This window comes from Vreelandella sp. 162(4c), assembly GCF_058152265.1.
Genome location: NZ_CM176981.1, coordinates 804,442 through 815,247 on the forward strand (window position 1 = coordinate 804,442; position 10,806 = coordinate 815,247).

Annotated in this window: 10 protein-coding genes; 4 read left to right on the forward strand and 6 right to left on the reverse strand. The window is 52.9% G+C overall.

Annotation, left to right across the window (positions count from 1 at the left end; all coding sequences use genetic code 11):
• Positions 1 to 94: 94 nt before the first annotated feature.
• Positions 95 to 1,711 (forward strand): methyl-accepting chemotaxis protein, encoded by a 1,617-nt coding sequence (locus tag AC4EYZ_RS03615; protein ID WP_009288459.1) that lies wholly within the window; start codon positions 95 to 97, stop codon positions 1,709 to 1,711.
• A gap of 585 nt (positions 1,712 to 2,296) precedes the next feature.
• On the opposite strand, the gene AC4EYZ_RS03620 is transcribed toward AC4EYZ_RS03615, so the two are convergent.
• From AC4EYZ_RS03620 to AC4EYZ_RS03630, 3 genes are all read right to left on the reverse strand, one after another.
• Complete coding sequence (locus tag AC4EYZ_RS03620) at positions 2,297 to 3,517, reverse strand: glycosyltransferase family protein (RefSeq protein WP_009288458.1); 1,221 nt, start codon at positions 3,515 to 3,517, stop codon at positions 2,297 to 2,299.
• A gap of 74 nt (positions 3,518 to 3,591) precedes the next feature.
• Entirely contained in the window at positions 3,592 to 4,509 is a 918-nt protein-coding gene (locus tag AC4EYZ_RS03625) for an HAD-IIB family hydrolase (RefSeq protein WP_027959601.1), read from the reverse strand.
• A 651-nt stretch (positions 4,510 to 5,160) separates the two neighbouring features.
• Complete coding sequence (locus AC4EYZ_RS03630; RefSeq protein WP_309599313.1) at positions 5,161 to 6,171, reverse strand: OmpA family protein; 1,011 nt, start codon at positions 6,169 to 6,171, stop codon at positions 5,161 to 5,163.
• A 210-nt stretch (positions 6,172 to 6,381) separates the two neighbouring features.
• Between AC4EYZ_RS03630 and AC4EYZ_RS03635 the strand changes: the two genes are divergently transcribed.
• From AC4EYZ_RS03635 to AC4EYZ_RS03645, 3 genes are all read left to right on the forward strand, one after another.
• A complete protein-coding gene (locus AC4EYZ_RS03635) occupies positions 6,382 to 7,047 on the forward strand; it encodes a hypothetical protein (protein WP_411906215.1) in 666 nt (221 codons plus the stop codon).
• Between the two features lie 64 nt (positions 7,048 to 7,111).
• Positions 7,112 to 7,642 carry a FlgO family outer membrane protein gene (locus tag AC4EYZ_RS03640; RefSeq protein ID WP_035538611.1) on the forward strand — a complete coding sequence of 177 codons (531 nt, stop codon included), beginning with the start codon at positions 7,112 to 7,114 and terminating at the stop codon, positions 7,640 to 7,642.
• Positions 7,643 to 7,727: 85 nt separating this feature from the next.
• Positions 7,728 to 8,228 (forward strand): GNAT family N-acetyltransferase, encoded by a 501-nt coding sequence (locus AC4EYZ_RS03645; protein ID WP_342584789.1) that lies wholly within the window; start codon positions 7,728 to 7,730, stop codon positions 8,226 to 8,228.
• Between the two features lie 23 nt (positions 8,229 to 8,251).
• Here AC4EYZ_RS03645 and AC4EYZ_RS03650 read toward each other — a convergent pair whose 3' ends face one another.
• The 3 genes from AC4EYZ_RS03650 to AC4EYZ_RS03660 all read right to left on the reverse strand — a co-directional run bounded on the left by AC4EYZ_RS03650 (position 8,252) and on the right by AC4EYZ_RS03660 (position 10,459).
• Positions 8,252 to 8,572, reverse strand: a complete 321-nt coding sequence (locus tag AC4EYZ_RS03650; protein WP_039857260.1) for a DUF6916 family protein — start codon at positions 8,570 to 8,572, stop codon at positions 8,252 to 8,254.
• Between the two features lie 63 nt (positions 8,573 to 8,635).
• Positions 8,636 to 9,181, reverse strand: a complete 546-nt coding sequence (locus AC4EYZ_RS03655) for a phage tail protein (RefSeq protein WP_342584790.1) — start codon at positions 9,179 to 9,181, stop codon at positions 8,636 to 8,638.
• A gap of 333 nt (positions 9,182 to 9,514) precedes the next feature.
• Entirely contained in the window at positions 9,515 to 10,459 is a 945-nt protein-coding gene (locus AC4EYZ_RS03660; RefSeq protein ID WP_022519777.1) for an IS5 family transposase, read from the reverse strand.
• Positions 10,460 to 10,806 lie beyond the last annotated feature (347 nt).

Below are 10,806 nucleotides of genomic sequence, written 5' to 3' on the forward strand. Positions count from 1 at the left end.
TGCCGCGGCAGCATTTACCTTAAATTTTGCTAAGGTATTGGTGCCTTAGGCCGATAGGGAACAACGTTGCTTACTTACATCGGCTAGGAAAAAAATGACACGCTTAACGACGACGCAAAAACTCTGGGGAACGCTGGGTATTATCTGGGTTGCCATGCTACTGCTGGTAGGCTGGTTGGCCTGGGAGAATCGCCAGACGATTGAGAGTGAACGCCGAGACAGTATTCAATACGTGGTGGAAAGCGTACAGAGCCAAATTGAAGCGCTACAAGAGCGGGTAGTTGCTGGAGAGCTCAGCCTTGAAGAAGCCCAACAGCGTGCCATCGACAATATGTCTAGCGTCAGTTTTGGCGGTGGAGAATATATCTTCTCCTTCGATGATGACCTAAAGATCGTTTCCCACCCCAAGCGCCCCCGCGGTGAAGACATGAGCGCTTACCAGGATGCCAGCGGCATGGATCTTTACGCTGCTTTTCGAGAAGCAGCTCAAGCTGGCGGTGGGCACGTTGACTACTACTCCCGTCGTATCACTGGTGATGAGCAGGTACCGAAAATCAGTTACGTGGCCTATCTTCCCGAATGGCAGTGGTCGCTGGCCACGGGTGTTTATGTAGATGATATAAACGAAGCTTTTATTACACGTTTAATTTACTCGGTAATGGTACTGCTGATTATAGGCCTTCCTGTAACGCTGCTAATGGGCTGGGTCATTCGTGATGTTGCTCGCAGGCTGGGGGGCGACCCACGCTATGCAGCTAGCGTAGTACGCCATATTGCTGATGGAGATTTGACCCAAACCACTCAGCTTTCGCCGAAGGATCAGCAGAGCTTACTATTTGATATCAACCGGATGCGTGAAACCCTGGCCAATACCATTGGCGATATTCACCACGGCGCAAACCAGGTTAACAGTGGCGTAGAGCAGATTGTGGGTGTTAACGAAGAGCTTTCCACCCGTACCGAAGAGCAGGCAGCGTCGTTGGCCGAAACGGCCTCCAGCATGGAGCAGCTTACCGCCACGGTTAAACAAAATGCCGAACATGCGGATCACGCACGAACACTTGCCACGCGCACCGCTGACAGCGCTCAACGCGGCAGTGACTCAATGTCCACGGTGATCTCCACCATGGCGACGATTAACGAAAGCGCCACTCAAATGAGCAGCATCGTTAACACCATTGACGGCATCGCCTTCCAAACCAACATTTTGGCACTTAATGCTTCTGTGGAGGCCGCCCGAGCCGGCGAGCAGGGGCGCGGTTTTGCCGTTGTCGCCAATGAAGTTCGCCAACTAGCCAGCCGTTCGGCTGCCGCCGCCCAAGAGATCAAAACGCTGATCGAAGCGTCGGATAGCAAAGTGGTGGAAGGCAGCCGTCAAGTGCATGACACCGGCGATGAGATCAATGGCATGGTCGATGACATTAAACAGCTCAGTACACTGGTTCAGGAAATCTCTGCAGCCACCATTGAGCAGAGCAGCGGCATTGAGCAGGTCAATCAGGCGGTAACGCAGATGGATCAAATGACCCAGCAAAATGCCGGCCTGGTGCAAGAGAGTAACCACGCCACCCAAACGCTCGCACAGCTCAGTGCTCAGCTGCGTCAACTGGTTGCCCACTTCCGCATTAACCAGAGCACGGGACATGCACAAGCAAATTTACCCGCCTCGTCATCGGCTCCGCGTGCAGCCCTCCAGCACAGCGATTTTTGATGTCTTGTCATTGCGAGCGCAGTGAAGCAATCTCGGGGTTACCTGCCATCGCAGATCGAGATTGCCGCGTCGCTGCGCTCCTCGCAATGACATATGAGTAGGCTCCTTGCAATGACAAATGGGTGTCATCGCGAGCGAAGCGTGGCGATCTCGGTGTTGTCATTGGGAACGCAGTGAAGCAATCTCGAGGTTACCTGCCATCGCAGATCGAGATTGCCGCGTCGCTGCGCTCCTCGCAATGACATATGAGTAGGCTCCTTGCAATGACAAATGGGTGTCATCGCGAGCGAAGCGTGGCGATCTCGGTGTTGTCATTGGGAACGCAGTGAAGCAATCTCGAGGTTACCTGCCATCGCAGATCGAGATTGCCGCGTCGCTGCGCTCCTCGCAATGACATATGAGTAGGCTCCTTGCAATGACAAATGGGTGTCATCGCGAGCGAAGCGTGGCGATCTCGGTGTTGTCATTGGGAACGCAGTGAAGCAATCTCGGGGTTACCTGCCATCGCAGATCGAGATTGCCGCGTCGCTGCGCTCCTCGCAATGACATATGAGTAGGCTCCTTGCAATGACATATGAATAGGCGCTAAACCTTACCTTGGTTATCCAGCTCTACCGCTTCGTGCATACGCGTGAGCAGATCTGGCACCGCGGCCTGAACACGGTTCCAGCTGGGGATAAAGGGTCGCTCACGTGGGTTATCCATAAAAAGATTGCCCGCTTCGAGCAGGTTACTGGCAAACAGCTCCACGGCCTGCTCTTCGCTGTGGCGATCAAGGCTTAGGCCGTTCATCGTCGCATCGTGGTCGTAGGCTTCGATCAAATCCAGCGCAAAGCGGTAGTAGGTAGCTTTAAGCGTGCGGAAGTCTTCGCTGCTAAAGGTAACCCCCTGGGTGGCTAGTTTGCGATAGAGCGCTTTTGAAATATCCAGGCTCATGCGGTTTAAGCCGCTATCAGGATCATCTTCGCTAACCGGCTGATGCTTGTGGTCGTAGGCATCGGCAATATCTACCTGGCAGAGCTGGCGCAGGGAGTAGTTGCGTTGTAACTCCGACAAAACGCCAATTTCCAGCCCCCAATCCGCAGGCATACGAATCCCCTCTAGCACTTCGCTGCGCATCGCAAACTCACCTGACAGTGGGTAGCGAAAGCTATCCAGGTAATCAAGGTAGGGCATCGGCCCACAGACAGTTTTAAGCGCCCGCAGCAGCGGTGTGACTAACAGCCGTGAGACGCGCCCATTCAGTTTGCCCTCGGCAATACGGGGGTAATAACCTTTGCAGAAGCTGTAATTGAAATTGGGGTGCGCCACCGGATACATCAAGCGCGCAAGCAGCCCACGCTCATAGGTCAAAATATCGCAGTCGTGAAGCCCTACCACCGTCGAGCGCCCTGACGACAGCATATAGCCTGCGCAATACCATACATTGCGCCCTTTCCCAGGCTCTAAAGCGCCTAAACCGTGCTCTTCCAGCTCCGCATCCAGGGCGCGCAGCCGTGGGCCATCGTTCCATAAGATGCGCGTGTGTTGCGGCAGGCGTGAGAAAAACTCCCGAGCATATAAAAATTGCTCGCGATCGGCTCTATCCAGGCCAATGACAATCTCGTTGAGATAAGGGACTTTAACCAGCTCATCGACGATCGCCGACAGCGCTGGCCCTTCCAGCTCCGAAAACAGCGACGGTAGAATCAGCCCCATTGGACGTCGTCGAGCAAACTGGCACAGCTCTTGTTCAAGCGCCTCCACCGAGCGCCGGGTAAGGTTGTGAAAGTCGGTAATAATTCCGTTTTGATGAAAGTCACTCATTCACTTACCTCCCTGGATTCATAGAACTGGGGTCAAAGTACTGGACTCAAATAACTGTACTCAAAGAACTGTACTCAAAGGACAGCGGCATCGCCCTTTTCCGCCGTCGCTAAACGGCGGTCATCTCGCCCCCACCAGTAGGCCACTCCCTCAGCCCAGCCGGTTGGCCCTGTGGCATCCGTGCGATAGAGCGAAGCGTTGCGGGGTTCTACGGCTAAGTCGTGACAACCTCGTATCACGACCGCTTGATCCACTGCTTCGAGCATTGTGATATCGTTTGGCCCATCTCCCAAACCCAATGAAAGAGGCATTCGCCCTCTTAATGCCGTGAAGCGTTTAACCAGCCACTCGACGGCATTGCCCTTATCGGCGGAGCGCCCCATTACATGCCAAAAGCGCCCACCTTGAGTAAGCTGTAAGCCATCCCCCTCTAAAGCGGCGCGAAACGTCTCAAGGGCCGCGGCCGAGTCTTCCCACAACAACGGTTCGCTACCTTCCCGCTGCCGAGCATCCCGGGCGCGAACTGCGTCGAGCCCGGTAAGCTCCATCACCTCAGCTACGCTCATCTCTCCCATGCGGGTAAAGCGAATATCCAAGCGTTCACGCCACACCTTTAATCGGGCACGTATAAAGCCAATATCCACACCAGGATGTTTGATAACGACACCATCACGGCCACTGCCTGGACGGTCTAAGCGTGCATGACACCAGCCAGGGGGGAGACCAATAACCGCACCATTTTCAGCAATAAATGGGGTTGCCGTGAGGCCCAGCGCTTCGCGCAGCGGTATCAGTTCGGCACGGGTTTTACTGGTCACCGGAACCACCGGCACCCCCATTTGCTTTAAGCGGGCAAGCCAGGGAGCAGCAGGGCTGAAGTCATAACTGTGATGGTCGAGCAGTGAGCCATCTAAATCGGTCAAGACAAGCCGCGGCTGCAGAGCCGGATCAACCGAAGGGGTTGACGCTGAAAGACGAGCGGGTTCAGGCATAGCACTACCTCTCTTCGGCCTTAACGCTTCGTTAAGACGTCATGTCTAGAACGCCTAAATAGCTATGGCCAGCTATTAACTACTATGACCAGCTATTAATTGCTACGTAAAGCATAGCAATTAATAAGCCAAAACAGAGAAGTGTCTATTCAACAGAGGGTTACGTGGCATTTGACGGGATAAATAAATCAGAGTACTTGCAAGCACCAAAAAGAGGCAGTTAAAACGCACCACAAAAGTGCATGAAGCAGATCGGTGCGCTTTGTACAGCCCCTTTCAGAATAAGCATTAGCGATAACTAAGATGATAAAAAGTAAAAAAAGCTTTACCGCACTTGGCAACGCTTAATAAATAGCTATACTGATATTGTACCCACTGGCAATCCTGTACACCCCCTCACCTGATGCCAGTGGACTGCAGTGAGCCAAGCCCTTTAATGCCCGCCTCCCCCGGCGGGCTTTTTTCTATGTCATTACCCCTCTTATGTCATCGCGAGCGAAGCGTGGCGATCATGTTGCCGTCATTGCAAACATAGAGAAGCAATCTCGGGGTTAGCTATCACTGACAAATCAGATTGCCGCGTCGCTGCGCTTCTCGCAATGACATTTTCCTTATAGCTGAGCAGCTATTTACTCCTCTATTAACTGCCCCTTACTCCACATGAATCACCACCTCAACCCGCCGATTACGTGCACGCCCTTCCGCGGTGGCGTTGCTCTCTAGCGGTTTTGTTGCTGCCAAGCCGACTGCGCGAAGGCGTTCAGCATCCACGCCCGCCGCTTCCAGCGCTTCCACAATGGCAATGGCACGAGCACTCGACAGCGCCCAGTTAGATGAGAACTCCTCGGTGCTAATGGTCTGGCTGTCCGAATGGCCCTCCACCCACACTTCGCCATCGTAGCGCTGAATAGTCTCGAGCAAACTGCTCACTAGTGACGACCCATCGTTGGTTAGCTCAGCCGTGGCAGAGGGAAACAGCAGTTGATCCTGTACACGCAGGCTAATCCCCTCAGCCACCCGCGATACTTCAACACCCTCCAGGTCGGGCAAATAGGTAGACTCTTCAACGCGTTCCGAAAGCGCCTGATTTAGCGCAGTCGCCCCCGCTACTGACTCATCGCTCACCGCTTGTACATTTGCCGGGGGGTGGTCGGTTAACACCACCATGTAGTCAGCTAAGGGCGATGTAAAATCATCGCTGCCCGCGGGCATCAGTAGTTTTGGTAAAGAAATAACCGGCTCAGCAGGCGGCAATGGTGCTGCCAAAAGCGGTGGAACACCGAAGCTGACTCGTCGAGGAAGATCGGCCAGCTTGGGCAGCCCTGCCACGCCAAGTGCCGCACTAATCGCCATGGGGTTCAATCCTGCACTGCTCCACCGGGCGACACTCTCACGCTCATGGCTTACCTGGGCCAATGCTTCAGGCAGGGGGACTCCCAAAGTAGGCGAGGATGTGCCCGCGTCCTCGCTCACACTATCCTTCTGGTTCAATTGAGGAATAACCGGCCCTGCAGCGGCGATAATGACCACGAACAGAGCCACCAACAAGGTCATGATATCGAGATAACTGATCATCCAACCGCTACCGCTATCACTTTCATGATAGGCCGACATCAGCGAATCATGGCGCGGACCGCCGCGGTGATCTTCAAGCATTGGCATTATCGCTCATTCAAGTTTTTAACCTCGTGGCCGATCTTGCTAGGTATGATGAATTAGATACGTCGAATTAGGCATGGCAAACTAAGCAAAGCACATAGTCTATCAAAAGCCGTTTTGTAGCGAAAAAGGAACCAGCAGGTGCGCACCCGTCCCCGATTATTTCCATTACCCTATTTCATACGTCCTGTTAGTTTGGGGCTGGCAAGCTTAATGCTTAGCGGCTGCTTTTATGCCAATACATCTCAAGCGCCGATCGCCACTACCTACCCCTATACCGAACAGCAACGTATGCAGGCAGCTCACCACTGGGATGTGCTGGCCCGCCATGAAGCTACCAGCATTTTACAACGCGAGCGCGTCCGCAATCGCGATTTACACATCAGCGAGTCAGATAGCGAAGCACTGCACGCCTACAGTGGCGGTGAATTTGGGCGTGGCTTTCGCGCACTGCTGACCAGCGAACTGGTGTCACGGGGCGCTAACCTTACCACCGCCCCCACTGCAAACAGCGCCAATATCACTATCGACGTCGAAGTTGTCGAGCACCGTGACCGCGGCTTTATACGCCCACCGGTTGGCGCTTTTACCGCACTCACCGCGGGCATTGCGGTAGCCACGATTCCGTTTAATCAGTGGAGCGAACCTGCGCTGGGATTAATCCCCGCCGGCATGCTTGCCGATACCACCAGCGGTAGTTGGACATACACCGGTGACGAAGAGATCATCGTGACCACGCAAATTATCGATGGCGAACGAATTCTCTACTCTTCGTCCAACATTTACTACATCAATGCCGGTGACCGTCGTCAATATGCCCCCCATCGCGTGCCTCAGGCACCTACCACACCCTCCGTTTCCCTTACTGATACGTGGTAATTTCATGCTGATGACACTTTTCACTACTTGGCGCGCTCGCTCTATCGGCCATGCTACCCGTGGGATGACCATGGGCATAACACTACTGTTACTGGCTGGTTGCAGCGCGCTGGGCAATGCTAACAATACGCCCGCCGAACCGGAACCCGATCTTTCTGAATTGGTTCATGCCGCTGCCGAGCAGATGGTTGCCAGCAATCCAGAGCTCACGCGCTATAGCCCCATGATTGCCGCCACTTTTGTGAGCATCGACAATCTAAGCCAGTCGTCCACACTGGGACGTATTAGCTCTGAAATTATGGCCTCCGCACTGGCCCGCCAGGGCATGCAGGTACGCGAAGTCAAAATGCGCGACAGCATGTTTATCGAAGAGAGCGTGGGGGAATTGATTCTATCACGGCAAGTTCAGCGCCTAACCGCTCAGCACAACGCCCGTTCAATTTTAATGGGCACCTATGCACAGGGCCAGGACTACGTCTATGTAAGTGCTCGGGTCGTGCGAGCAGGTGATGCCATGGTACTCGGCAGCGCCGATTTCCGCTTACCGCTCAATAACAACACCCGAAGCTTGTTAGAGGGCCAAGGGGGTTGGTGAGCACTCACGATTTTTGGCAAGCTCACGTTTATCTTGTAGTGGTGGGCGATTCAATCAACTTATACCCTTGGACAATGGCAAACGAATGGCAGGTATTGGCGGGCACTTAAACGATGGGTTGCAACTTCGACCCTCTAGAGATTCAGATCATCTTTTTCTTGAAGCGCTTTATCGAGATATCCGGCAAGACCTGCAACTAGCGCTGGCTGATCAAGACATGATTGAGGCGCTGCTTGAGATGCAGGTTAAGGCCCAAGCAATCGGTTATGGAACCGCCTACCCCAATGCCTTGTATTATATTGTCGAGAAACAGGGTGAGCGGATCGGCCGTGTCACCGTGGATTTCGGTGCCAACGAAGTGCATATTCTCGACCTCGCGCTGATCAAGGGGGCACGTAACAAGGGCTATGGGGCTGTTGTTCTTAGGGCAGTCCAGTCAGCAGGGGCTCAAGTTATGAGCCCCGTTTCCCTTTCCGTCGAACCATTTAATGTTTATGCCAAACAGCTTTACCAGCAGCTAGGGTTCCGCTTTGAAAGATTAATGGGGGCAGTAGAACGCTGGGTCTGGTATCCGCAAACGCCCTAGTCAACTATTAGTTAGTAAAAATATTAGTTAAAAACCAGTTGATACCAGGGCCGTGGGTCGCCCCCCATTGGGGGTAACACACGGTTAATGTAAACTCCTTCCAGCGTTGCTCCGTCGCCTAAGCGCAAGACCCCGGTGGCGCTGGTAAAATCAACCTCGTCTTGCTGCCCAGACAGAAGAACACCGAAAGGCTCCCGCGCTTCGCCTGCCCCCGGCACTTGGCAGTCGGGGCGGCTTGTGACTTGCTCGACCGTTAACTTCACCGAAAGCGCAGAGGTCGCCTCAAAGGTACACTCTTTTCCCTGTAGCGGCTGAAAATCCGCCGCCGTAATGGTGCCTAACATCGTGACTCCTACGATAAGAGGCCGAACCTCCAAACGTTCGGCCACCATCACTTGTTGCCCTACCTATTGGCGGGATGGATAGATACCCTGCAATGCAATACTGAAGTTCAGGGCGAGATAAGGGTTCATAACGTTAAACGGTTGGCTCCCTCCGCTAATGCCCGTTTGGCCATTGCCTAACTCAACCGTGCCAGAGGGGGTGCCACTATAGTAATTACGTACAGAGTCACTTAGGCCCACTTTACCGCTGGCTAGATAATCCCCTGTGGCAGGCGTAGCTTGATTGGCGTCATCCGGCGTAGTCATTGCCCCTGCGGCATGCGTATGTTGAGGCATTTCATTGATAGTCAGTGTGCGGTTTTCCGCTCCAGCCAGCTCGCCGATATCGACATTTCCCATACCCGCTCCCTGACCTTGCCCCCTGGGCATTCGCCCTCTCAGATCTGGCAGGCTAAAGGTGGTTTGACCGTTGCCGCCATAAACAACGCCAAGCAAAGAGAAGAGAGCCTGATTCTGCGCAATTGACAATTGGGCACCATTACATAATCCCCAGCCCACAGGTGCCCATGCAAAGCCTAACATTTTGATTTCCCCAAGAAACGGATCCATAAAGCACTCCTTTGTTACTGTTGTAATGAAGATGACTTTAATAAAGACATCGCTTAATGCTTACGGCAACTACTTGTCCACTAGCTATTAGGCCACTAACCGCTGACAAGCCTGCTACACGCTCTAGTACCATAGCCTCATTAAACCTAGCAGTAAAATCTTGCATACACTTAGGCCAGCGACCATAATCTTAGGGAAGGTCTGAATAACTGCCGATATTCATCAACGCTTACTTGAGCCTACAAAAAATCGAAAATTTAGACACTCTTCTCCCTTTCTTTGTGTATTTTTGCTCCTTTCCCGCTCATTGAGCGGGAAAGGAGCGCAATCGCCCTATTCCCATAGGTATTTCTCACTGATCAGCAGGTTGCTGAACGCCGCCAGCAAGTGCAGGCGCTGAGTGTTTTTGGCCAGTCCACGATAGCGAGCCTTGCCATAACCAAAAACTTGTTTGATGTACCGAAAGGGGTGCTCCACCTTGGCACGGATACTGGCTTTGATGTTTTCGACTTTCTGTCGCCTGGCATCTAGCTTCTTGCGGGTGCCAGGCCGTTTGGCAATATACCAAGAGATATCGTTGCGGTGCTTGTGCTCGTCGCGTTTTTGAATACCCAGGTAACCGGCATCACCGAAGACGCGTTGCTCTTCACCGTGAAGGAGCTTATCGGCAGGCACAATGTCATGGACATTGGCAGCCGTGGTCTCGATGCTGTGAATCAACCCAAGCTTATCGTCGACACCTATATGCATTTTCATGCCAAAGTGCCAAGAGCTACCTTTTTTAGTCTGGTGCATTTCCGGATCGCGCTCGCCTTTTTTGTTTTTGGTGGAACTAGGCGCAGAGATGATAGTGGCATCGACAATGCTCCCTTCGCGCAGCATCAGGCCATTTTTCTCTAGGTGGTTGTTCACTTCCTGGAACAGCACCTTGCCAAGGCCGTGGTGTTCCAGAAAATGGCGAAACTTGAGAATCGTGGTTTCGTCCGGCAATCGGTCTAGTTTCAAACCGGCGAATTGGCGCATGGACTCGATCTCGTAGAGGGCGTCTTCCATGGCCGGATCGCTCAAGTTGTAAAACAACTGCATGCAATGGACGCGGAGCATGGCAGACAACGGATACGGAGGCCGCCCGCTCTCGCCCTTGGGGTAATAACGGACTACCTTCTTCTCCAGCTGCGTCCAGGGGATCAGCTTGTCCATCCGCTCCAGAAAGAGTTCGCGGCGGGTCTTTCTCTTCTTGTTCTGGTACTCGGCTTCGGAGAAGGTGATTTGATCCATGGCAGCACTGAATCCTATGCAGTTGACGATAGCCGTATTATCACTGATGGCAGTGACTTTTTCAGAGCTTCCTTAGTACTTATTTGGTAATTTTCTCAATAAACTTCAATTTACTGCTTAAACTGTTTTTCCGTAGTAAGAAACCTAAAAACTGTATAAGTAGTAAGGTAAGTTAAATAAGCAAAAACTAAAAAAGAAAAATTGAATGACAGCCTAGGACACTCCACACAGCAGCAGGGTTGTTCTTTGGTGTAGCGAAGAGCGCGATCCCGTGTTTCTGAACGTGGGAAGATAGGGCCTAATCGGGCGACCAGATCATCCAACAGTGTTGAAATAGGGAAATTCAA

Bases quoted from the DNA above. Each gene is read 5' to 3' on its own strand.
- AC4EYZ_RS03615 (WP_009288459.1), top strand. From the start codon at position 95: ATGACACGCTTAACGACGACGCAAAAACTCTGGGGAACGCTGGGTATT.
- AC4EYZ_RS03620 (WP_009288458.1), bottom strand. From the start codon at position 3,517: ATGAGTGACTTTCATCAAAACGGAATTATTACCGACTTTCACAACCTT.
- AC4EYZ_RS03625 (WP_027959601.1), bottom strand. From the start codon at position 4,509: ATGCCTGAACCCGCTCGTCTTTCAGCGTCAACCCCTTCGGTTGATCCG.
- AC4EYZ_RS03630 (WP_309599313.1), bottom strand. From the start codon at position 6,171: ATGCCAATGCTTGAAGATCACCGCGGCGGTCCGCGCCATGATTCGCTG.
- AC4EYZ_RS03635 (WP_411906215.1), top strand. From the start codon at position 6,382: ATGCTTAGCGGCTGCTTTTATGCCAATACATCTCAAGCGCCGATCGCC.
- AC4EYZ_RS03640 (WP_035538611.1), top strand. From the start codon at position 7,112: ATGACCATGGGCATAACACTACTGTTACTGGCTGGTTGCAGCGCGCTG.
- AC4EYZ_RS03645 (WP_342584789.1), top strand. From the start codon at position 7,728: ATGGCAGGTATTGGCGGGCACTTAAACGATGGGTTGCAACTTCGACCC.
- AC4EYZ_RS03650 (WP_039857260.1), bottom strand. From the start codon at position 8,572: ATGTTAGGCACCATTACGGCGGCGGATTTTCAGCCGCTACAGGGAAAA.
- AC4EYZ_RS03655 (WP_342584790.1), bottom strand. From the start codon at position 9,181: ATGGATCCGTTTCTTGGGGAAATCAAAATGTTAGGCTTTGCATGGGCA.
- AC4EYZ_RS03660 (WP_022519777.1), bottom strand. From the start codon at position 10,459: ATGGATCAAATCACCTTCTCCGAAGCCGAGTACCAGAACAAGAAGAGA.